This is a genomic window from Aquimarina amphilecti, assembly GCF_900109375.1.
Taxonomy (GTDB): Bacteria; Bacteroidota; Bacteroidia; order Flavobacteriales; family Flavobacteriaceae; genus Aquimarina; species Aquimarina amphilecti.
The window spans coordinates 20720-45558 of record NZ_FOAB01000005.1; the positions used below are offsets into that span (position 1 = coordinate 20720).

The window sequence follows — 24839 nt, forward strand, 5'->3', positions numbered from 1 at the left end:
TTTAGTTTAGGAGCTGTTGATCAACATCATTATTGAGTTCTAAGGCGGAGTAGTCTAATGTCCAGCCTATGGATTCTGCAACAGTTTCCATAAGAGAGATAACGGTAAGTAATTCCTTTCCTGCTGATTCTATTAACCCACTTTCCGGTATTTTATCAATAATGAATTGTTTAGCTTCTTGATTTATATCTGTAAGATCATTAGATGTCATTGGATTTAACCAACCTTCTTTTTTATCATAATATTTAAAATCAGTTTCTATGGTAAGGAGTTTTGGTCTTGGAAACTGTGTTAGTATAATTTGTTTGTTTTTAGTATCACTTTCCATTTTTATTTTAGAAAGGTCAAAACCTACATGTGCTTTTGCATCAATTAGAATCAAAGCTTTTTTCTTTCCTCTAATGGTTTTAAAGAATTTTTCTTTTACACTTTCATAGTGATAGATTTCTGCAAAATCACCTTCTACCGTAACAAGTTTACAGACACTTCTAATTTTTTCCATCAATATAGTGGATTGTGTTTGTATACCTGCTCTTTTTTTTATGACGTTGAATCTAGCAAAAATAAAATATGCCAAAACAGAACCCGTTAGCAATCCAATAAATAATAATTCCATACTAATTCTTTTTACCTATCTCACCGAGGTGTGTAAATTTAAAACCTTTTTCATATTTAAGACCATACCCTAGAATTCTATCAAAACAAGCATGCGAAAATAAAATAATTCCGCAAAGTTGTATGAGTTCATCTGAATAATAAATCCCAATGAAATAAATTAAAATAGCAAGACCTTTATGATGAAATATATTATACGAAAAGGCACCTATCTTATTGTTAATGATATATCCTAACATTCCTATATCTGGAATCAAAAATAAGGCCAAGAACAGCCACCAAGAAAAGGATAACAGACTAAACATATAAATTCCTAGTCCTAGCATCGCTAGCTCTTCTAATTGTAAAGTCGATTTCATGTAGATTCTATTATTTTATACAAAATTGGTTTACTAGGAGAAGCATCGTTTTCAAAAGAAGCAATCTGGAGGTTTACAATATAATTTCCATCAGTAATAGCATTATTTACAAAAACCATTTCGGTAATGGTAGCATCAAATCTTGTTGCTTTTGGATAGTTCCAAAAGGCTTTGTGAGCTAATAATTTTCCATCATCTTTCTCTTTGTCCACTGAAGGCAGATCAATTAATAGATGTTTTATTCCTAGTTCTCGAATATATATTGCGGCATCTTCTGATAGATATGGCCAATTACTATGAGAGTACTGTTTGTTAATTTTCTCATCTTGATTGGGAAGTGTTCTAATAATTAAAGCTTCTGTACTGGAATGAATTAATTCCTTTAGCAGACTTTTTGTAATTACAAAATCTTCACCTTTCTTTTCTGGATTTACACTAATAACTTCTGCAGTAAAAAAGAATTGTTTTAAGGTTTCATTGATGCTATAGAACTCTCTGGTTATATGACCAACACATTCTGTGTGTGTTCCGTGTCCGTGTGGGTTAAAATAGATGTTATTAAAATTTGTAGAAGCACCTTCAGAAACTTTACCAATCCAATCTCCATCGGTAACAGGCTCAATTTTTGGAGCGGTTATATACCAGGCATTTACGTTATTATTGGTTGCTCTCAAGGGAATTGAAATATCCAAAGGTTTAGATATATCTATTTTGTAAAGGCATTCTTTATCTTGTATGGTAGTAATCATGAAGTTGTACTTATACTAGTTTTATATTAACGAAACTAGTTACCCTAAATTTAGCAAGAAAAGATCACTTGCAATCCCATCACTTAAAAACTTTCCTTTTTTAGTAACAATTAATATATCCCCATCAAGGAATAAGAGATGTTCATCTAGATGTTTTTGAGCTTGTTTTAGAAGATATTCTTTATAAGTAAGTCCGAAATCGTCTTCAACTTTTCGGAGCGAAACTCCCCAAATAGTTCTCAATCCGGTCATAACGTACTCATTGTATCTGTCGGTAGTGGTTAGTTCTTCAATTTCTCTTGGGAGTTTGTTTTCTTGAAGTGCCTTGATGTATTTTATATTGTTTTTGATGTTCCAACTGCGTTCTTTTCCATTATAAGAATGTGCAGAAGGTCCAATTCCGAGATAATGTTTACCCTGCCAATATGCTGTATTATTTTTACTAAAATATCCGGGCCTTCCAAAATTAGAAAACTCATAATATTCGAAATCAGCTTTTTCCATTGTATCTACTAGAATTTCAAAATGTTGCTGGGCTAGTTCATCTTTTACTGGGGAGATGACTCCTTTTTCTATGAATGATGATAACGCTGTATTTGGTTCCACGGTTAATGCATAGCTTGAGATATGAGGAACGTTAGTTTCTAAAGCTATTTTTATGTTTTCTCGCCATCTTTCTGATGACATTCCTGGGATGCCATAAATTAAATCGATAGAGATATTATCAAAGTACTTACTTGCTATAGATAAACAAGTCTTAGCTTCATTGTCGTTATGAGCTCGGTTCATAAGCTTTAGATCTTCGTCAAAAAAGGACTGAATACCAATACTTAAGCGATTTACCTCTGTTGAAGCTAGTGCTTTTATATACCCTTCTGTTAGATCATCGGGATTAGCCTCTATAGTAATTTCTACAGTATCGGATATAAGATAATTTTCATAGATGGTATCAATAATGAATTTTAAAGCAGAAACAGATAATATACTGGGAGTTCCACCTCCAAAATATATTGTTTCTATAACTTCATGATCATTAATTTCTGATCTCCGTAACTTAATCTCATTACACAATGCAAAAACCATTTGATCCCTCTTTTTACCAGAAGTAGAGAAATGGAAATCACAGTAGTGACAGGCTTGCTTGCAAAATGGAATATGTATGTAAATACCGCTGATAGCTTTAGATTTTAGAATAATAGTTGAGGGGTCTAATCCTTATTTTTAAATTATTGAGTTTAATTATTTCTTTACTCGTTTCTCGTTTTGTTTTACAAAAGCAGCCCAACCGGTATAACTTTTACCAACAATATCTGCTCTGCCCATATTATAAAAATGACAAACAGCCGCTGCTAGGCCATCTGTAGAATCTAAGTTTTTAGGAAGTGTTTTTATTTTTAAAAGACTTTGGAGCATTTTTGCTACTTGTTCTTTACTAGCATTACCATTTCCAGTAATTGCCATTTTTATTTTTTTTGGAGAGTATTCTGTGATAGGCACTTCTCTACTTAATCCTGCTGCCATAGCAACTCCTTGCGCACGACCTAATTTAAGCATAGATTGTACATTTTTACCAAAGAATGGTGCCTCAATAGCTATTTCATCTGGATGATACGTCTCTATGAGTTCGATCGTACGTTCAAAGATAAGTTTTAGCTTTACGTAGTGATCGTCATATTTGCTGAGTTGCAACTCATTAAGCTGCAAAAAAGACATCTTTTTCTTAACAACTTTGATCAAGCCAAATCCCATGATGGTGGTTCCAGGATCAATACCCAATATTATTTTTTCACTTTCCAATAGCTTTTAATTTATACAAAACTAAGGAATGTACGCTTAATTAATACTAATTACTAGCGGAAGTTTATATCTAGTATTTACAGGAGTACTTCTTGTATGGGCAGGTTCTACATTGGGAAGGTTATCAATACTTTCTTCTAAGATATCTTTGAAATCTGGAATCTGAGAAGTTATAATATCTGGAACTAAAAAATCTTCAAGAACAATATCTCCATCTTTAGTAATTAGTAAAGGAACCCAGATAGTATCGTTAATAGGTTCTTTTACTGTAATCGTTTGATCTTGGAGATAGTTTCCTATTTGTTCATTTATAGTGTTATGGAAACAAAGTTCTATTTCTTCTTCAGAAACATGTTTGCAGGCCTCAAATAAAGGAGGTTCATCAACCTGATTTTTGTCAATTTCATTCCATTTTTCCTTCAAAACTTGTTTTTGATTCTCTTTTTTGAGAACTAAATTGTCGCAAGAAAAAAGTGTGAAAACTAAAATAGATATATAATAAACCCTCTTAATCATTCATTAATTTTAATAACTATAAAATACTTGGAGAGTATTTCTGTGGGCATAAAATTAAAGTTTTTTTTTAGAAGGTTAATATCAATGTGATAAGAATGCTCTTTTTGCTATCGTAAATAAATTTATTTTTTCTCAATTTCTTGTTCGAGTTGTTTGACCCTTTTATTGATGGTTTGTTTAAGAAAGTTAATAAATGTATTGTCTTCTTTACTAGCTTCTAGTTTTTTTAGACAGTTATTGTAATACTTCAACTTTACTTTAGGGTCTTTGTAATAGGCATCTGCAAAAGTTGCTAATTGGTATTGTGCGTTGTAATAATTTGGGTTTTCTCTAATAGCTAATTTCATATGTTTAATAGCATTTTCCCATTCTTCTCTATGCCTATAGGTCATGGCAATATTATATAGATCTTCATCTATAGGAACATCTTTAAGTTCTAATGCCATTTTAAAACTAGTTAGTGCTTCATCATACTTTTTGATAGAAGTATAGGCTTGAGCCAATCGAGTATATCTTAACGGGACTTGATTGTTAAAAGTTAAAGCTTGCAGGTATTGTTCAATGGCTTTTTTAAATTCATAATCTTTATGATAGCATAATGCTAATGAAGCATGAACAAATTCATTGCCGTGATTTAGTTTAATAAGTTTTTCGAAATATGGAATAGCCTCTGAGTAGTATTTTTGCAAAAGATAATTTTGTGCGAGCACGTTGATTAATTCTGGATTTTCGGAATAAGAAGCTAATCCTTTATTAGCAGTATCTTCTACGGTATTATATTTTCGTTTTTTAAGATAATACTTGGATACTTCGAAACAGCTTTTCTGATGTGTGTTATCCAATCTAAATGCTTCTTCAAAATATGTTATTGCAGTAGTGTCTTTCAATTTTTTCTTGGCGAGCCCTAAACGATATTGGAAATTTGGATTATCATTATGTTTAGCAACCAAGTCTGAGTATACACTATCTGCTTTTTTAAATTGATTAGTAGACATCAGTAATTTAGCATATTCTAATTTTGCCGAAAGTAATTCTGTGTTCATTAGAATTACTTTTTCATAATAATTTAAGGCATCCTTATAAGTGCCTTTTGCTTTATGAGCTTTAGCTATTTTTAGAAGTATATAGTCATCCTTCGGAACGATTGTTTTATAGCTTTTTATTGCTTCAGAAAAGTTGCCAATTGTATAAAGACTATCTGCAATTTTTAGTTGAGAGTCTTGAGCCTCAACTTTTATAAAAGTCAAGGCTATTAAAATGTAAAAAAAATATTTTATGCTTTTATGAATTACTACTATCATCTTTATTAATTTCCTGAAGTATAGTTTCTAGATCTTTCATGTTCATATCATTTTTCTTTACAAAAAATGACACCATATTTCTAAAAGATCCATTGAAGTAATTGTTCATTAATTTATTTAATGATTGGTTACTATATTCTTCTTTTTTAACTAAAGGAAAATAAATATATCCCTTACCTTCTTTACGATGAGAAACGAACTCTTTATTCTCAAGAATTCTAATAATTGTAGAGATAGTGTTATATGCTGGTTTAGGCTCTGGCATTTGTTCGATAATAGCAGCGACATTTCCTTCATTAAGTTGCCATAAAAACTGCATTACTTCTTCTTCTGCTTTGGTGAGTTGTTTCATTTGTTTGACTCTATTATTTATCTTTTACGTTTAGTTTATTATTGGATTTTTAATATATATAAATCTCCTGTGTATTTTCCATTCATATCAGAAGTTAACATTGCTTTGGCTTCATCTAAAGTGTCATATCTTTCTAGATATACGTATATGTACGAATCTTTTGGGTTTCTGAAGTGCTTAGGGTTAAGCCCCTGTTTTTTTAATAAAGCTACGCCTTTTTCAAAATAACTTTGACGTTTGAAAATGGTAGTTACCATATAATATCCTTTTTTGATAGTATGATTTTCATCGTCTGATAATACTTCAGTTAGAACTGTATCTTCTGTAATTACATTCTGTTTTTTAGTTTTTTTTTCAGGTTCTTGGTCGGAGGTGCCGTGTACCTGAAAAACAATAGGCAATGAATATAAAACATTTACTTTTTCTCCATTGGCCTCTCCTGGGATCATTTTAGGTAGAGAACTAATTACTCTGTTAGCTTCTTCTTCTAATTCGATAGCCGGTCCACGGGATTGAACTTCTGTGATATTTCCTAAAGTATCTATTTTAAATCTTACAAAAATTCGATTTACCCCAGTTAAACCGATAGACTCTGCAATGTCTACATTGAAATTCCTATTGACGAATTGTTTGATTTCATCAGAGACACATTTTTTTACTTCTTCATTATTTGTTAAATCCTTACAATTCTGTGTCTTTGGTACTTTTTCTACTGCTGCATAAGGGATATTTTGTTCTCTTAAAATTAAGATGTGTCTTACATCTACTCCGTCTTTTTTTATTTTATCCACAGTTAGTAAATGCCATCCAAAAGAGGTTCTAAAAGGATCAGAAATTTCACCTTCTTTTAAACTAAAAGCGATAGCTTTAAATTTTTCGTGAAAAGGAGAATCTTTTTGTACAAAATATAGTCCTCCATTACCTTTAGACCCAGGATCCTCTGAGTATAATACAGCTCTACTTGCAAAGCTTTTACCATCTTGGACAATATCGTTTTTAATTTCTAAAAGTAGATCAACTATTTTTTGATCTACTTTTGATAATGAATCTTTATTAATTGTTTTTATTGGTTCCTGAATTTTTTCTTCTTGTTTTGGTTCAGTTTCTATAATACCTGAAACCTCTTTTTCATTATTAGAAGTGTTAATTTCTGTAGAGGTTTTAGTTTCTTCCTCAGCAATTTCCGTGTTGACTGTTTCATCAGATAGTGAATTAGTCAATTCTTTAATCTCATCTGTTATTTTTTCGGATGAAATATTAGCAATAGCAACAGCTTTTTGAGAAAAAGCGGTGAATGTAAGCATAACAACTAATAAAGGTACAATAGCTAAGTATTTTAATTTAGCATTGGATTTTGATTTCGTTTTTTGAAGCATGATAATTCTTTTTTTTAATAATTTATGATTGAAGAAATTATTGGTAAACTTTACATTTTTGGTCTGGAAATTAGAGTTAAGTAATTGTTCATAATATGCTCTCTTTCCTAATTGTCTAATAGCGGATGCATCAGAGATATATTCGTGTAAAGTGATGATTCTAGAGTGATATATGTAAACCAAAGGATTAAACCAGAAAAGGATTTTGATTATTTCAAACCAAATAAGATCGAGCGTATGTTTTTGTTTAAGGTGAACAATCTCATGAATTAGAATTTTATCTTTCTCTGTTTCGGATAACTCATTGCCAATGTATATAGTGTTCCAAAAAGTGAACGCATCTTTACTATTGGATAATATTCTAACCGGAAATTTATTGACCATTCCTTTGGTTGATTTTTCTTTTAAAGAACGAATGATTACTATTTTTCTAATAAATAAGAATACAGTGATGGATACTCCAACAGTATAAAGAACTAACCACCAGTTTATATTTAGAGATGCTGAAGAAACAGTATTTGCAACTTCGATAGTGTTATTCGAAATTCTTTCCCCGATAAAAACAGTGGGTAAATTAACTACATAATCGTCTGGAATAGTTTCTTGGATACTTTTAACCTTAATAAAAGGTAGAGTCAAAGAAAGTACAGAAGTAACCAAAAGATATACTCTATTTACCGTAAAAAAAGTATCTTTTTTGTGAAACATGTCGTACGCTAATAAAAATATTAACTGAAATAATATAGTTTGAATACAATATTGAAGCATATCTGTTAGTATTAATTATTTATAGTTTACTCTATTGATGTTTATGTTCATCTAACATATCTAATGAAATAGAATATGAAGGAACATTAATACCTTGTGGTGATATAACTGTATTAAAATCAAGAATATCTTGTCCTCTTTCTTCTATTTTTTTGTTGGTAAACGAAAGTACACATTTTTCGTTCTTTTCTTCTTTTTTATAACCTTCTCCATACACAATTCTTAAGTGATACTTGCTTTCCGGAATGTTTCTAACGAAGTATTCTGTATTCTTAGGCAGGTGTATAGTTCTTACGCTTTTTAGTGTTTCTAAGTTAACAATATCGATAATTACTTCAGCATTTTTTCCATTGGTTACTTTTAGATAATTATCTAACCTATAGTCGTATCTGGATTCATCAGAATTTGCACAATATGGTTCAGCTTCTTTTTTTGAGATATCATTTGTTCTAGTCGAAGAGTTATTATTATATTTCTCTGCCAATTTTTGTGCATTTTTAAGCATTTCTTGATCAGATTGTTCTTTTTTTTCTTTACCGGTTTTATTAATGGTTTCTAACGCATAATCGTTTTCCTTTTTTAGATCTTCTGGTAATAGATCAAGAGCTAATGAATATGATGGAACGTTTTTTCCTTTTTCGCTTATTATCACATTATAATCTAGGACGTCTTCTCCAGTTTCTGAAAGAAGCTCGGTTTTAAAACTTCCTGAACATACCCCGTGTTTTTCCTGTTCTGCATATTGACTTCCATATATTGCATCTACTCGATACGAACCTTGAGGTATATTTCTAATAAAATGAGTTTGGGATTTGTAGATAATAGCTGTTCTAATAACTTCATTAGTAGTTAAAGAGATTATTTTAGCAATAATATCAGCGTTTTTTCCATTGGTAATTTTTAAGTAATTGTCTAGTGTGTTATCATATTTAGAATCTTTATTAAGACAAGATGGTTGGTTGCTGGTTGCTATTTTTTGACTAGTATCATTATTCTCCTCTTGTGTTATAGTAGCGTCTTCTGATTTAGATGCACCATCATCTTTACAAGAAGTGTAGGTGAGGATTCCTGTGATGACCGGGATTAGAAGTAGGTATTTAAATTTGGCAATAGATTTTGATTGGGACTTTTGTAACATAAGTATTCGTTTTTTGATTAATGATTGATTGAAAAATTGATTTATAAAAGTTATTTTTTCTGTTTGAAAAGCAGAATTAAGTAACTGTTCTATATAATTTCTTTGATTTACTTTATTTATAGTAACGGAGTCAGCAATATATTCGTGGAGTAGGGTGATCCTAGCTTGATAAATATATATTAAAGGATTCCACCATAATAATACTTTTAATATTTCTATACCGATTTGATCAATAGTATGTTTATGATTTACATGAACCAGTTCGTGTGAAATGATATTTTTCTTTTCTTCTTCAGTTAAAGCATCTCCTAAAAAAATGGTGTTCCAAAACGAAAATGCATGAGAGCTATTAGGAAGTATTACTATTCTTTTGTCGAAAGCTCTAGAAATATTAGAAACATTTCTTAGTATATGAAGTTTGTGAAACTTAAGTATAAGGAGTATTATATTTATTGTTATCCCCATTAAGTATATTATTAACCACCAATTAATAGATTCGGAAAAAGTATTAGAATTATCATTAATTGAATTTGGGTTTAAGATTGTACGTTCAGTAGAGGCGATAATAGTTTTCTCAATAGTAGAAACGTAAGCTTCGGTGGCGCTTGAATTAAGAAAATCAATCTCTATAAACGGCAGTGCTAGCGATAAGAATGGTACTATCAATAGATATAGACGATTCCAATTAAAGAAAGTATCTTTTTTATGTAACAGGTCATAAATCAAAAGAAATACTAACTGAAATATTAAGATTTGGAGTAGGTAATAAAACATATTTTCTTTTTTAGTAAAACTGTTAAGGCTTTGTCAATCTAGAGTCTGAATATTCATGATTAAAAAAAGAATATCAGACTCAAATTGACAACCCCAATGTTGTTTTGTAGGTAACTACATCTATTCAACTAACATTTTAGTTGAATGGCAAATATATGTATTTTTTTGTTTTAACTAAATTTTTAGTTAAAAAAAATAAAAAATTATGATTTTTAGTTGTTTTTTTGGGAGTAAGTTTTGGTGAATTCTACAGGAAATATTTCATGTGCTATATTAAAGTATTGAAAATAAATAGTTTAAAGTACAATAACGAGTTTAGAGGTAATGTAGTTTATAGATTAGTGATAGTGTTTTTAACCTCGAATTGAATTAAAATTGTATAGAATTCTTGAGAATTTAATATAGTCTTTGATTGCGGATTTGCGGGAATAATATCTGGAAATGACATCAAAGTTCTAATAGCTTCTTTTTCTAATTCCGGTGAGCCTCCTTTGACTTGTATGTTTTTGATTTGACCATCATTAGAAATATTAAATCTTGTATAAATACGATTGAATCCAGATTGAGCATAGGAAGATACGGATCTAACATTGTAATTATTTTTAGCATATTGTTCTATATCTTTACAAACACAATGCTTTCTAACACGTTCGATATTTTTGTTTTTGCACTTAACCGTGGTGGGCTTTTTTTGTGAATAAGCAAAAAAACCAATAAAAATGATCATGATAGTAGTAAGAATATACTTTTTCATTTCGGGGGCAGGATAGGTTAATAAAGTATTTTATTTTCCTACAAATTTATAGTTTGTAAGAATTTTACGTGTTAATACAACTTTAAGAATTATATTAAAAAAGTAATAGTACAGTAACAATATTGTTTTTTATTAGTCTAATAAATTACTATGGATATAGCTTTAGTCATAATAGGGTTTATTTTATGTTTAGTTGGGATTATTGGTAGTTTTCTGCCTGTACTACCGGGACCTTTTACTTCATGGATAGGTCTTTTAATATTGCATTTTACAAATGTTATTCCTCAAAATTGGACTTTTTTAGGGATTACGTTGGCTATAGCATTAGTAGTTTGGGTGCTTGATTATGTAGTCCCAGCATGGGGAACAAAACATTTTGGTGGAACAAAATATGGAATGATAGGAAGTTCTATAGGACTTATTGTAGGTTTACTTTTTTTGGGGCCATTAGGAATTGTTATAGGTCCTTTTGCTGGTGCTTTTATTGGAGAGCTCATAAAAGACAGTAAGGATTCTTCTAAAGCTTTAAAAGCAGCTTTTGGATCCTTTCTTGGGTTTCTTGCAGGTACTTTTGTGAAATTTGTTGTGTCAATTGCCTTTATTATTTTATACGTTAATAAAGTTTGGGAATACTGGGGAGAGTTATTTTAGTTATAAACAATAAAAAAGAGCGTCTCCACGCTCTTTTTCTTCACACAAATCATCTTAATTTAGGGGCTTATTCTAAAATTAAAACTCACTTTTATAAAAACTTTCATCTTGGGGATAATGAAAGCACTAACTCATTTTCACTTTGTAAAGATAGTAAAAAAATGGTAGTCACCAAATTTTTTGTGTACTTTGTCTGAATAAAACGACATTTTAACATTTTATAGTCGTTTTTTAAGTATTTTAGTAGGAATATTATTACAATTGTTAATTTAAAATCTCTTTACTTATATTCCATATGATTTTTTGCTCTAATTAAAGAGGGAGGATTACTAAGCTGTTTAACTGTCTGTAGAATTATACTAGGGTAGTTAAGGAGTTTAAAGCTTATCAGTATATGGCTTTAAATTAAAAAAAGCCTCTCCATTTTCAGGAAAAGCTTCTCATTGGTTTACTAAACCACCCACGCAAATGGCGTGGGACAACACAACTTCGTTAATTGCAAAAAAAAGCTTCAATGTTAGTTGAAGCTTTTGCAATTTGCGGTCTGGACGGGACTCGAACCCGCGACCCCCTGCGTGACAGGCAGGTATTCTAACCAACTGAACTACCAGACCATTGCCTTATTGCGGATGCAAATATACACCTCATTTTAAAATCCGCAAATGTTTTTTCAATTTTTTTTAGTTTATTTTTTCCAGTATCACACAAATTTCTGCCTTTCAACTAAATATGTCGTAAGAATTTTATCAAAATTTTTTGTGACATCGGCTTCTACGTATTTTATTTTATACTGAGAACATTTTAATTTAAGTTCATAAAAATAAGAAGCAACTGCTTTTTGGTAGTTTTCCTTGATATTGTCAGCATATAAATTCACATGTTCACCAGTCTCTACGTCTATAAATCTAGTTGGACGATTATTAAAATCAAAGTTCAATTCTTTAGTGCTATCAAAAGTATGGAACAGTACTACTTCGTGTTTATTATATTTAAGATGTCTTAAAGCCTCGAACAATTTTTCAGGACTTGATGTGGCTTGAAGCATATCTGTAAATAAAAAAATGAGTGATCTACGATGAATTTTTTCTGCAATCTGATGTAAAAATGTGTAAGTATCGGTATTTCTTGTATCAGGAGTAGAAGTAACAAGTTGACTTAATTTGCTTAAAAGCATTTGATGATGTCTCTCGCTACCTTTTTCTTGAGAATAATAATCATAAGTATCGCTGTAAATACTTAGTCCAACTGCATCACGTTGTTTTTTGAGAATATTCATTAAACAAGCCGTCGCTAATACAGAAAAACTAATTTTGTTAAGTGATCCTAAATGATGCTCCTTTGTTTCGGGGTAATGCATAGAAGAAGAGTTATCAATGATAATATGACACCTAAGATTGGTCTCTTCTTCATATCTTTTGGTAAATAATTTATCTGTTTTTGCGTATAGTTTCCAGTCTATATGCTTTGTGCTCTCTCCGTTGTTGTATACTTTGTGTTCCGCAAATTCTGCAGAGAACCCGTGAAAAGGACTTTTGTGCATTCCAGAAATAAAACCTTCTACTACTTGTTTAGCTAAAAGTTCAAGATTAGTAAAGCCTCCAGTTTTATTAATTTCATTTTGGATATTCATCGTCCTTACTATGTGTTAGGTTTCTGTATTAAAAATTGAAACAATATACGGATACTAATTTATTTTCTATAAAAAAAGGGTTGACAATCGGTCAACCCTTTTTTTATAGAATTATACTAATTTTTTAGATTAAAGAATCTAAAGCTTCTGCATATACGTTTTTAGGAGAAACACCTACTTGGCGACCAACTACTTCTCCATTTTGAAAAACTAATACAGTAGGGATATTTCTTACTCCATATTTTGCAGCAAATTCTTGATTTGCGTCTACATCTACTTTACCTACTACTGCTTTTCCATCATACTCTTCACTGATTTGTTCGATGATAGGACCTACCATTCTACAAGGACCACACCATGCCGCCCAAAAATCAACTAATACCGGTTTATCACTCTTTAGTACTACTTCATCAAAAGTAGCATCTGTTATTTCTAATGCCATAGTTATTTATTGTTTAAATTTTTATTCATTTTTAATTACACAAAATTAGTCAATAATTCTCCCAAAGCTTACAGTCATAATATTAGTTTTGACTATAGGGGTATTGAATTTGTTGATACCAAATATACTATTAAATTGTTCTGACGATAGGTAATTGCTTTTTTCTTTTGTTTACTAATGACTAGGTTTTTAGTTTTGAAGAAAGTTTAATTCAGACAAATTTATAGTTAATTGTTTTTTAGATTATAAATTCCGATAAGATGTGTTCTTACATCAACAGAGATTTCTTCACTCTCTAATAAGTGTATTTTCATTGTTTTACTTTTTACTAAAGGCATATGGCATTGGATACAATTATTGTCCATTTCTTTAATTTTATCCTTATCTCCAGAACAATTGATAGGTTTTGACATGGTTGTATGACAATCCATACATTTTTGATTAAATGAAGAAATGTTTCCTCTCTCTTTTTTGTGAGGATTATGACAAGTTGTACAATTAAGAGAATTGCTACTCGTAAAACATTTACTAGCTTTTAGTAAACCATATTGATTGCCGTGCACATCAAGATCTTTTAAGCTAGACTCATTGTAATCAGGAAATGAAAACTTTTTAAGGGTATCTCCAACAGTAAAGGAAAATGCACGTTCTGTAGTTTCTGTTCTCAAACCAGAATGGCAGAGCGCGCAGGCATCAAGTCTTTGTTGGCGTGATAAGGAGTTGTATTTTAGAATATATTTGGCAATTGTATCTTTAGGATTTTGCTTGTGATAAACCAAGTGTTTTTTTACCGGACCATGACAACGTTGACAGTCAATGCCATAAACCAAATTTTCTCGATGAAATTGATTTTTGTTTTTATTTCCGGAGATGTTTTGCGCATAGGTGGTGTGGCATTCTAAACAGCGTTCTAATACTGGTCTGGCGGGAGCCAGTTCATCTGGAGCACCTGGACTATTAATCCAGCTATCTGTTGGAGTAAAATAGGAAGCTTGTAGTTGGAACAAGTCATTATTATTCCACATTAAATAAGATTGTCCCTTCGTACCGGAACCTACTACAATATCCATTTTAGCTGAGTAAAAAGGTGTTTTTTGATTATTAAATGTGGGTTCTTGATAAAAACCTGAATCTTTTTCAATAAAATTAAAAGTAACCTTGTTGTTTAATTTCAAAGTGTTTTTACTTTTTTCAAAACTACCTTTAATTGTTTTTTTGTTTGCTAGTTGTAAAGAGTTAAAATGTGCTGTTTTATAATGATCTTCTACAATCCTGGGATGACATTCTATGCAAGTAGATGAGTCAATAAAATCCATCCCATTAGTATGAACAGCTACCGGAGTAATCGCTAAGTATTCACTTGTATCGTTAATTTCTTTTTGATACAAAGTGAAATAACAAATTATACCAATAAGAATAATTAAACCAACAATATATAATGTACGCTTTTGCATTGTGCCTAGAATCCCATACAAGATATGATAATTTTGAATCAAATGGGTTTAGAGGGTGTTCAAGAATTGATATAAATCGATTTCTTTATCTAAGTTTAGTTTTTTCTTAAGTCTATATTTTGATTTTAGAACGCTATCTGGCAATACATTTAGCATGGTTGCGATTTCTTTAGTAGTAAGATTCATTCTTAAAAAAGAAGCTAATCGTATTTCTTTTTCAGAGATTTCAGCGTAGATTGACTTGAGCTTATTGTCAAAGTTGTTATGTACATCTGCAAAATAAGACTTAAACACTTCCCAGTCTTTGTCTTCGGCGCTTTCTTTTTTTAATAGTAATACCAAACGTCTGAATTCTACTTTAAAAAGTTCTGGAGAATTTTTAATACGTTCCAGATTTTCTTTTAATTCCTGAATGAAACTATTCTTTTGTACTAAGTGTAGTGTTTGCGAAGTAAGTTCCTTCTTTTTGAACTCAATTTCTTGCTTATATATTGCTTCTTGTTTTTCTCGTTCTATTTTATTCTTTTTGATGCGCTGTTTGAATCCGAAGAATAGTAATCCAGAGACAGCTATAAAAGAGATCATTCCTCCTGCATATAGCGTTTTTCGTAGGTTGCTTATTTCTACTTGTTGACTTAGGTTTTTTATTTCTTCTTTTTGTAAAGCAATTGCAGCTTCTTTTTTTTCTGTTTCGTAAGTTATTTTAAGTTCTTCAATCTGTTTTGATTTGGTAACATTATCGAGGCTATCCGCAATTCGATTAAACTCTTTTGTATCGGATAAGGCTTTTTGATACTCTTTTAAAGATTCAAACGTGGCGGCTCTTTGTTGAAAAGCATTTTTTAATTGATAGATAGCTCCCAAAGAATCTGCTTTTCGAATAGATGTCTGCAAGTATTGCAACGCTTTTTTTTCTTCTCCTTTTTGGGTTAGCACATATCCCATAGTATTAAGAATAGAAATATGATTCAAAAAATCATTTTCAGTACTCATTTCTAGGCTTTTGTTTAGATATTCCACTGCTTTTTCATATTTTTTTTCTTCAGCATAAATTTCTCCAAGTCCTGATAATGCATTCATTATATTGTCTTTGATGTTGTATTTTTTAGCTATATCCAATCCTAAGCTGATATTTTTTTTTGCCTCTTTATAATTTTTAAGACTTTGGTAGGACTCACCTATTTTAATATATGTATTGCTTATATAGATGTTGTCATTTGTTTCTATGTATATATTTAAAGCATTATTGTAATATTTTATAGCCTGGTGTATATTATTGCGTCGAGCTTCAATATTTCCAATCTGAGAATTGATATCAGCTTTTCGATAAGGTTCTCTATCTATTGTGTCTAAAATTCTTAAGGCCAATAAACTTTGTTCTACAGCCTTTTTGAAATCACCTTTATCGTTGTAAATCATTGCTTTACTGCCGATTCCAATTCCATAATTTAGATAATCGTTAGCTTCTTTAAATTCTTGGTTGCCAAAATTCCTTAATTGTAGTGCCTTTTCAAAACTTCCTTCATCCTGTGCAATCTGTGCTAATTCAGAATACGCCTTCGATATCATAACTCGGTCTTGTGATGTTTGGGCAAGATCTAATGTTTTGTTATAATAGAACTTTGCAGAATCTAAGTCGCGAACCAGATAAAAATACACGCCTATATGAAAATGGCCTACAGTCACTCCTGATGTGTAATCAATTTTTTGAGATATCCGAATTGAATTTCTTGCGTGCTTTTCTCCTTTTTGAGGGTTGGTATATACTTCTGCATAATATAATCTGGCTGATGTCATTACTTTTTCATAATTGTCAGGAAGAGAGTTATAGACGCTTACCATACTATCGATCACCTTTTGATTTTGGCTGTGTATGTTTTGAAGACTAAAAAGAAATATGAGCAGAATAAAAGCAGAAAACTTCATAAAAGATGATCATTTAGTTTCCATCTAAGTTAGGCAATAAATACTATAATTATAAGAGTTTGTCCATTTTACAAATAAGCTTTTTTATAAGAAAACCTCTTTTTGTAATGAATTTTTCTCCTACTTAGAATCGTGTAAATCATTGAAAATACTAAGAAATGTACAACATGGGTTTACAATAAAACGAAAGATAATGAATCTGTGTAACGTATTGATTTTTAATGCTTGTCCATACTTTGTCCATACCGAAAATTAGGCAAAAGGTGAGTTTTCAAATAGTTTTGACTTGTTGAATCGAAAAAAACATAAATCATGAAAACTTCAATTTTAAAAATGCCCCAAGCGTTTATATTAGTTAGTTTAATATGTTCTTGTATCGCATGCAGTTCTTGTAGTAAGGATGAAGATCCTATTCTAGGAGAACCTACTAATCCCGAAGCGAATACTATTAATGATTTTATTAATAATCTTGATTATGATGCTAATCAGTTATTGGGTGTTGAAGAAACTGGTGGAGAAGCATTATTGAAAACACCAGGCGAAACTACTACGGATAACTCTTACGATACTGGAATAGAAACAACCTGTGTTCGTGTAGATTATAATCTTAAAGCTAATTTTGAGGATGTGGCAATTCTACGACCAACTAGAGGAATCATTTGGCCAGGAGCATTAGTGGTTGGAAATGAATCTATGAGAGATGGTTTGCCAGAAGCATTTACCTTAGGTAGGGCACCAATGACAATCCGTTTAGATCTGCCAGGTATTGGTGAAGCAGGAAATATTAGAGTAGAAGATCCAATAAATTCTAATGTACAAGCTAAAATTGATGAAGCATTAGAATATTGGAATGCCAATGCCTATGATGAAGGATACACAAACCCATCTAATTCTTCTTATGCTGCAAGTACATCTTACAGCTCTAAACAAATGAGTTTAGAAGTAGGGATGAATACGGAGTGGGCAACAGGAGATGTTTCTGCACAGTTCAATTACGAAACTACATCTACCAGAAGAGTTGCTATTATGGTGTTTAAACAAGTTTTTTATACAATAACTATGGATACACCTGATAATCCAGCAGTTGTTTTTGGAGCTGATGTGCCCTTATCAAGAATAGAAGCTGCATTTAATTCTGATACTCCACCAGCATATGTGCATTCGGTAAATTATGGTAGGATTATTATGTTTAGAATGGAAACCACTGCCGAGGCTACAGAATCAGAGTTAACAGGAGCTTTTAACTATGCAAGTGGGGTAACGAATGCATCTGGAGATGTAGAAGCAAAATATAAAGAAATATTGAATGAATCTAATATTACCACAGTAACGATTGGAGGGAACGCTGCAGTGGCTTCTGAAGCAGTTTCTGCTCAAAATTTCGGAGATTTACAATCTATTATTAAAGGAGAAAATGCGGTATATAGTAGGAATAATCCAGGAGTGCCTATAGCGTATACTATACGATTTTTAAAAGACAATAGTCTGGCTAAAATGGGGTATACTACAGATTATGTGGCATTAAATTGTACTACTGCGAAGCGTGAGCATAATCGAATAGTATTTAAGAACACAGTAGTTGATAATTTTAGAATAGGCATTGAATATAAAATAAAAGATGGAGCTAGTGTTCCTTATGCGAATATTGTTTGGGTGGAAAATAAGGTAGATGGGGAGAATACTACAATTACTCCACCAGATGGTGCTTACGATATTTATTATTATATAGATCGAGCAAAAGCGGGTACCGGTTATGAAAATAAATGGACGGATAATATAGGGGGATATGTTCACGACTATGAAGATTGTTTTGAATCTTATCGAGATTTCTTGGAAGTGAAAGTAAGAACCTGCCAATAAAAAATAGCATTATCCTTTTGTAAAGTCGGTGTCTAAAGTTGTGATTCAACAACTTGATGCCGGCTTTTTATATAAAAAGCCCAGAAGTACAATGACCTCTGAGCTTTGATAAGAATTTATTTTATTGCTTTATTAATTATTACGAGGCAATCCAATTTGAGTACCAATAACATTTGCATTGGGTTGCGTAATAACTGGACAGTTTATGATGGCTCCAGTTGCAGTTAGCAAGTCAGATAAAGAATTTGCTAATGGGCTAGGATTGGCATTGCCTCTAAAAGGAATTAAAATACCCTCTTCTAGAAGTTGATTTACTTGATCAAAACTTCTTAAGATTGGACGCTCTGATTCTGGAATTGTAAATTCAGTTACGTGTGCATCCCACATTGGTGCATATCTTACATCTCTTGGGTCAATTGGAAATGTATTTGTAGGATCCTGTACTTGTTGATCGCTTAAAGAAGCAGTATTCAAGCCTTGTACTCCAAAACCATCGGTATCTGTTGTTCTACCATTCGCTGTTGGGCTAAAAGGTAACATAGATCCTCCAGGAAACAATCCAAATGTTGGTAAATTAGCTAATCTTGGAGCAAAAACCCCTAATTCTATAGTAGCAGGTCCTGGGTCTGATGTATCTGTAACAATATGGAAATAATATGGTTTACCATTTTGCCATCCATCTAAAAGTTGCATTACAACAGATGCCTGGTCAATAGCTAGGTTAGGATTGTTTAAGTCATCCTGATCTTCGATACTATTTCCATTTGGGTTTGGAATTCTATCGTGGATACCAGTACTATTAGCTACTAATTGCGCATTGATAACTACACCACTTGGTAATACTACATAAGAAGACCATTTAGAATCCGCTATAGCACCAGGATTAGCTTCTGCTGGAGGAAAACCAAATAATAATCCATCTGGAGCTCCAGTTACTAAAGATCTTTTTGGCGAAAAGTCTACAGACCCTTCAAAAACAAGCCTTCCATTACGATTAAAATATCCCTTTTGTTCCCCACCTGATCCTACAGATGCAGCCATTCTAGGTGAGAAAATCACACCCAATTTTTTAGCCATAAATTTATCAGATGCTTCCGTAATTACATAATATCCTTTTCTAACATTTCCATCGGGCAATGTTTCCAAGCCTTGAAACATAGGGAATCGAGCTGTAGGTCCTGCAGGGACAACAGATCTATCTATTCTAAAATCAATACCTAAAACACTTGGTAGAAATACATTTTGTGACTCTGTAAATCTTAGTGCGGGATTAAATACATTAAATGGGATTCCACCATCTCTATGGATACTGCTTAAAAGGATTTTAGCTTCTTTTAATGCTTTTAACGACTGAAATAATCCTTTGGATTGTGCTTCTTTTTCTAGAGCATCTTCCGCAGTTTCGCTTGTTGTCAATTGATCTTCTGTAACAACAGTATCATCTGTATTACAGGCCATAAATAATGAGATAGTGAAAATACCTAAAAGTATGGTTTTAAAATTTTTCATTTTTTGTGTTTTTAATAGTTATATTCTGAAAAAAATAAATAGAAAAACAATTGGCCAATCGTTTTATATAAGGGTCTTAAGATCTTACATAGTTTGAGACGACATCGATATTTTGTACTTACAGGAGGGAATGTTAAAATGAGAGGAATAATACTTGTTAAATCAAATTGATATTATTTAAGTATTTGATTGAAAGTTGCTTACAACTTATTTGGGTAAGAGCAATTATTTTTTTAAATTAAGTTTTTAACAAATAATTATTATATTTTTTCACTTTTTAAGAGTGTGTGAAATTTTTATAAGTGTTAGCTAACTAACATGTGATATAGCTATTTTTGTTTTTTTTATAGGAGGTGTTTGTGATTTCCCTTTCTTACAGAAAATCTAATAATCTTGGTTTTGTATGGTAGTTAATCTAAAATTTTAATTCAATTTATAGTATACTGAATCGTTTTCTAGAGCCATTAATAATTCTTGAGATATATTTACTTTTTGTTTTCGACTTGGCATATGTAATTTTAATTTTTCGGCCATTTCGAAGATTACAAAATTCAAAGTGTGGTTTCCAGAATGTTCTGTTAATAGTTCTTTTAGTCCATCAATTCTTTTGTCAGATAGATCATTAATATCTAATTGTATGGTCAGTTTTCTAGCGTATGTTTCCATAACATCATGTAGCAATTGAAAACTATTAAACTGTATTCTCGGATCACCTTTTTTACCAGTATCTCTATTAACCCAACCTTCTTTTATAAATGCTTTTGCATATACAAAAGTGCTTTGTACTAAGAAAGGTCTATGTTTCAGGTAATCCTCACCAAAAATTCTAAACTCATGTGCTGTATTATAATCCTCAATAGTAAAGATAGCCCAGCCTTTTCCATTTTTAGAAGTACGATGTTCTACACCTGTGATTACACCTCCAAAAGAGACTTCTCGATTCAAATTGTTTTCTAAATCTCCAAAATTCAGAAGATCTCCATTGCAGAAATATTTCATTTCATATTTAAAATCGTCTAACGGGTGTCCAGAAAGATAAATTCCTACTACTTCCTTTTCTCTGGCTAGCTTTTCCATAGTTCCCCATTCTTCGCAAGGAGGAACAATCGGCTCAGGAATCTGAACATCACTGGCTTCGCCAAATAAACTTACCTGAGAAGAATTTTCGTTTTCTTGGTATTTAGATCCATATTTCATTGCCTTTTCTAGAAACGTAACATTATCTCCTTCCTGATAAAAGTATTGACCTCTGTGCGTTTCAACAAAAGAATCAAAACCACCCGCCAGTGCTAAACTCTCAAAAGCTTTTTTATTGGCTGCACGCAAATCAATACGTTTAGCCATGTCAAAAATGGACTTGTATGGCCCATCTTCTTTTCTGTTTTCCACAATAGTGGCAACAGCTCCCGTACCAACTCCTTTAATTGCACCCATACCAAATCTAACAGCACCATCTTTATTAACTGAGAATTTTCTATAAGATTCATTAACATCAGGGCCTAATACATCTAATTTCATTCGTTTACATTCTTCCATAAAGAAAGTAACCTGTTTGATGTCGTTCATGTTATTAGAAAGTACAGCGGCCATATATTCAGCAGGGTAATGTGCTTTTAAGTAAGCTGTTTGATATGCAATCCAAGCATAACACGTAGAGTGAGATTTGTTAAAGGCATAGGCGGCAAAAGCCTCCCAATCTTTCCATATTTTTTCTAGACTCTCTTCGGCATGACCTTTAGCAGCAGCTTGTTCGATGAATTTAGGCTTCATTTTATCCAGAACCGCTTTTTGCTTTTTACCCATTGCTTTACGAAGTACATCTGCCTCACCTTTAGTGAAATCCGCAAGCTTCTGTGATAGTAGCATTACTTGCTCTTGATATACTGTAATTCCATAAGTTTCTTTTAGGTATTCTTCACAGGCTTCTAAATCGTATATAATTTCTTCTGTACCGTGCTTTCTATTAATAAAACTAGGAATATATTCTAATGGACCTGGACGATATAATGCGTTCATTGCAATAAGATCAGCAAAAACTGTAGGTTTTAATTCCTTCATATATTTTTGCATTCCAGGAGATTCATATTGGAAAACCCCAACGGTTTCTCCACGCTGGAACAATGCATATGTTTCTTCATCATCCAATGGGAAATTCTCTGGATCAAGATCTACATTGTGTTTAGCTTTTACAATCTTAACTGTATCCTTGATTAAAGTTAGTGTCTTTAATCCCAAGAAATCCATTTTTAGCAGTCCTGCGTCTTCTACAACAGAGTTGTCAAATTGTGTACAGTACATATCCGAGTCCTTAGCTAATGCCACAGGAACGAACTTGGTAATATCATCGGGAGTAATAATTACTCCACAAGCATGAATCCCTGTATTTCTCACAGAACCTTCTAGTATTCTTGCTTGATTTAAGGTTTCTGCTTCTAGATCATCACCTTCTGCAATTTTCAGAAGTTCATTTACTTTTTCTAATTCGTCACTTCTAAATTTCTTCTTTAACGTAGCTTCATCTACGCCAAATATTTTTCCTAGTTTGGACATGTTAGGAATCAATTTGGCAATACGATCTGAGTCTCCAAGAGGTAGATCAAGTACGCGAGCAGTATCTCTAATAGAAGATTTAGCTGCCATGGTACCATATGTAATGATCTGCGCTACCTGATTGGCGCCGTATTTTTCAATTACATAATCCATAACACGTCCACGTCCTTCATCATCAAAATCAATATCAATATCGGGCATACTTACACGATCCGGATTTAAAAATCTCTCAAAAAGTAAATCATACTTAATAGGGTCTAGATTGGTAATCCATAAACAATAGGCAACTGCAGATCCTGCTGCAGATCCACGTCCAGGACCAACTGATACTCCCATGTCTCTAGCTGCACGAATAAAGTCTTCTACAATCAAGAAATATCCTGGATATCCAGTTTTTTCAATTACTTTTAATTCAAAATCAAGTCGTTCATCAATAGAAGGGGTGATTTCTCCATAGCGTATTTTTGCGCCTTCATAGGTGATATGCCTTAGGTATGCATTTTCACCTCTTTTACCTCCGTCGGCTAGATCTTCTTCAAATTGAAATTTTTCAGGAATATTAAATGCAGGTAATAATACATCTCTTGCTAGTACAAAAGGTTCTATTTTATCAATGACCTCTTGTATGTTAATAATAGCTTCAGGAAGATCCTTGAATAAATTTTTCATCTCTTTAGAAGATTTAAAATAATATTCTTGATTTGGTAAGCCGTAACGATATCCTCTTCCTCTACCAATTGGCGTAGCCTGTTTTTCACCATCCTTTACACATAAAAGAATATCGTGAGCATTGGCATCTTCTTTTTCGCAATAATAAGTGTTGTTAGAGGCAATCGTTTTGATGTTATGTTTCTTAGAGAAATCTATCAAGACTTGATTTACGCGATTTTCATCTTCTTGATTGTGGCGCATAACCTCAATATACAGGTCATCTCCAAATTCTTCTTTCCACCACAACAAAGCTTCTTCTGCTTGTTTTTCGCCAATATTTAATACTTTACTAGGAACTTCTCCATAGAGGTTTCCAGTAAGTACTATGATATCCTCTTTATATTGTTTAATAACTTCTTTGTCAATTCTAGGTAAATAGTAGAATCCATCTACAAAACCTATAGAAGACATTTTTGCTAAATTGTGATATCCATTTTTGTTTTTAGCAAGTAAAACTATTTGATACCCGTTATCTTTTCTGGTTTTGTCTTTATGATTTTCGCAAACAAAGAATTCAACACCAACGATTGGTTTTATTTCTACACCTGTAGGTTCTTCACCATTTTCTATAGCTTCTTTATTTGCTGCTTTTACACTTTTGTTATGATTGGTAACTGCAGAAACGAAATGAAAAGCTCCCATCATATTCGCATGGTCTGTCATCGCTACTGCCGTCATTTTATGTTTGGCAGTTTCTTTTACTAAATCAGGAATACTAGTAGTTGATTGTAGAACAGAAAATTGAGTATGATTATGAAGATGTGCGAAATTTACAGAATCTAGAGCGGCAATATTGTCTTTAATCTCTTGTTGAGAAATATCAGAACCTCCTTGTTGATTCAGAGCTTCTTGTATCTTTTGTGAAGCTTTCTTTAGGTTTATGTGTTTAAGACCTATCAGTTGAATAGGTTCTTTATGAATTTCTTTAAAATTCTGAAAATAATCAGACTGAACATCAAGTTCTTCCTGAGTAAAAATTTGCTTACGTATTAGTTCCAGAAAACACCTAGTAGTGGCTTCTACATCGGCTGTTGCATTATGCGCTTCGCCAAATGCAGTTCCAAATAAATGCTGATGTAATTCTGTTAAAGTAGGAAGTTTAAATTTTCCTCCGCGCCCTCCAGGGATCTGACATAAGCTAGCAGTGGTCTCTGTACATGTATCCAATACAGGCAATTCTTGTAATGCATTATCAATACCAAGTCTGTAAAACTCAGCACCCATGATATTTACATCAAAACCAACATTCTGACCTACAACAAATTTGGTTTTAGATAGGGCAATATTAAATTTCTCTAAAACTTCTTCTAATGTAATACCATCTTGTTCCGCTAAAGCAGTAGAAATCCCATGTATTTTTTCTGCGTCATAGGGAATGTTAAATCCCTCTGGCTTTACTAAATAATCTTGATGCTCGATACAATTCCCCATTTCATCGTGTAATTGCCAAGCAATTTGGATACACCTTGGCCAATTATCAGTGTCACTTATAGGAGCGTCCCAGCGTTTAGGTAAACCTGTAGTTTCGGTATCAAAAATTAAATACATAAAAAGATCAGTTTCGAGAAAGTTCAAGCTTCCAAAGGAAGTGATCCACAAAAATAACC

The 24839-nt window shown here is 32.1% G+C and carries 19 protein-coding genes and 1 tRNA gene; 2 read left to right on the forward strand and 18 right to left on the reverse strand.

Annotated features, from left to right (window positions below):
- Nucleotide 1: 1 nt before the first annotated feature.
- From BMY33_RS13650 to BMY33_RS13700, 11 genes are all read right to left on the reverse strand, one after another.
- The gene (locus BMY33_RS13650; protein WP_091409517.1) at nt 2-616 is read right to left on the reverse strand and encodes a DUF4230 domain-containing protein; all 615 of its coding nucleotides are present in this window, start codon (nt 614-616) and stop codon (nt 2-4) included.
- 1 nt (nt 617) lies between these two features.
- A complete protein-coding gene (locus BMY33_RS13655; protein ID WP_091409519.1) occupies nt 618-974 on the reverse strand; it encodes a DUF4260 domain-containing protein in 357 nt (118 codons plus the stop codon).
- Nucleotides 971-1723, reverse strand: coding sequence for a cyclase family protein (locus BMY33_RS13660; protein WP_091409522.1), 753 nt, complete (start codon nt 1721-1723; stop codon nt 971-973). The genes BMY33_RS13655 and BMY33_RS13660 overlap by 4 nt, the downstream gene beginning before the upstream one ends.
- Before the next feature lie 39 nt (nt 1724-1762).
- Nucleotides 1763-2899 carry a radical SAM family heme chaperone HemW gene (gene hemW, locus BMY33_RS13665; protein ID WP_091409524.1) on the reverse strand — a complete coding sequence of 379 codons (1137 nt, stop codon included), beginning with the start codon at nt 2897-2899 and terminating at the stop codon, nt 1763-1765.
- 63 nt (nt 2900-2962) lie between these two features.
- Entirely contained in the window at nt 2963-3520 is a 558-nt protein-coding gene (ruvC, locus tag BMY33_RS13670) for a crossover junction endodeoxyribonuclease RuvC (RefSeq protein ID WP_027392999.1), read from the reverse strand.
- Between the two features lie 36 nt (nt 3521-3556).
- Nucleotides 3557-4036: a hypothetical protein gene (locus BMY33_RS13675; protein ID WP_091409527.1), complete on the reverse strand. Its 480-nt coding sequence runs from the start codon at nt 4034-4036 to the stop codon at nt 3557-3559.
- A 122-nt stretch (nt 4037-4158) separates the two neighbouring features.
- Nucleotides 4159-5337 (reverse strand): tetratricopeptide repeat protein, encoded by a 1179-nt coding sequence (locus tag BMY33_RS13680; RefSeq protein WP_091409530.1) that lies wholly within the window; start codon nt 5335-5337, stop codon nt 4159-4161.
- Nucleotides 5318-5689, reverse strand: coding sequence for a BlaI/MecI/CopY family transcriptional regulator (locus BMY33_RS13685; protein ID WP_091409532.1), 372 nt, complete (start codon nt 5687-5689; stop codon nt 5318-5320). The genes BMY33_RS13680 and BMY33_RS13685 overlap by 20 nt, the downstream gene beginning before the upstream one ends.
- 38 nt (nt 5690-5727) lie before the next feature.
- Complete coding sequence (locus tag BMY33_RS13690; RefSeq protein ID WP_170837078.1) at nt 5728-7773, reverse strand: peptidylprolyl isomerase; 2046 nt, start codon at nt 7771-7773, stop codon at nt 5728-5730.
- Between the two features lie 91 nt (nt 7774-7864).
- Nucleotides 7865-9745, reverse strand: coding sequence for a M56 family metallopeptidase (locus BMY33_RS13695; RefSeq protein ID WP_091409538.1), 1881 nt, complete (start codon nt 9743-9745; stop codon nt 7865-7867).
- A 331-nt stretch (nt 9746-10076) separates the two neighbouring features.
- Complete coding sequence (locus tag BMY33_RS13700) at nt 10077-10499, reverse strand: energy transducer TonB (RefSeq protein ID WP_118389035.1); 423 nt, start codon at nt 10497-10499, stop codon at nt 10077-10079.
- A gap of 150 nt (nt 10500-10649) precedes the next feature.
- Here BMY33_RS13700 and BMY33_RS13705 point away from each other — a divergent pair, with 150 nt between their 5' ends.
- The gene (locus tag BMY33_RS13705; protein ID WP_091409543.1) at nt 10650-11150 is read left to right on the forward strand and encodes a DUF456 domain-containing protein; all 501 of its coding nucleotides are present in this window, start codon (nt 10650-10652) and stop codon (nt 11148-11150) included.
- A 540-nt stretch (nt 11151-11690) separates the two neighbouring features.
- On the opposite strand, the gene BMY33_RS13710 is transcribed toward BMY33_RS13705, so the two are convergent.
- The 5 genes from BMY33_RS13710 to BMY33_RS13730 form a co-directional block, all read right to left on the reverse strand.
- Nucleotides 11691-11764: transfer RNA gene (locus BMY33_RS13710), tRNA-Asp, on the reverse strand.
- Nucleotides 11765-11850: 86 nt separating this feature from the next.
- Nucleotides 11851-12780 (reverse strand): DUF58 domain-containing protein, encoded by a 930-nt coding sequence (locus tag BMY33_RS13715; protein WP_091409545.1) that lies wholly within the window; start codon nt 12778-12780, stop codon nt 11851-11853.
- A 124-nt stretch (nt 12781-12904) separates the two neighbouring features.
- Nucleotides 12905-13222, reverse strand: coding sequence for a thioredoxin (gene trxA / locus BMY33_RS13720; protein ID WP_027394894.1), 318 nt, complete (start codon nt 13220-13222; stop codon nt 12905-12907).
- 227 nt (nt 13223-13449) lie between these two features.
- Nucleotides 13450-14676, reverse strand: a complete 1227-nt coding sequence (locus BMY33_RS13725) for a multiheme c-type cytochrome (protein WP_091409548.1) — start codon at nt 14674-14676, stop codon at nt 13450-13452.
- A gap of 48 nt (nt 14677-14724) precedes the next feature.
- Nucleotides 14725-16602 (reverse strand): tetratricopeptide repeat protein, encoded by a 1878-nt coding sequence (locus tag BMY33_RS13730; protein WP_091409550.1) that lies wholly within the window; start codon nt 16600-16602, stop codon nt 14725-14727.
- 312 nt (nt 16603-16914) lie between these two features.
- On the opposite strand from BMY33_RS13730, the gene BMY33_RS13735 reads away from it, so the two are divergent.
- The gene (locus tag BMY33_RS13735; RefSeq protein WP_091409552.1) at nt 16915-18462 is read left to right on the forward strand and encodes a thiol-activated cytolysin family protein; all 1548 of its coding nucleotides are present in this window, start codon (nt 16915-16917) and stop codon (nt 18460-18462) included.
- A gap of 132 nt (nt 18463-18594) precedes the next feature.
- Here the strand turns inward: BMY33_RS13735 and BMY33_RS13740 are convergent, their stop codons facing one another.
- Nucleotides 18595-19971, reverse strand: coding sequence for a hypothetical protein (locus BMY33_RS13740; protein WP_244543023.1), 1377 nt, complete (start codon nt 19969-19971; stop codon nt 18595-18597).
- Nucleotides 19972-20394: 423 nt separating this feature from the next.
- Entirely contained in the window at nt 20395-24780 is a 4386-nt protein-coding gene (gene dnaE / locus BMY33_RS13745; RefSeq protein WP_091409554.1) for a DNA polymerase III subunit alpha, read from the reverse strand.
- Nucleotides 24781-24839 lie beyond the last annotated feature (59 nt).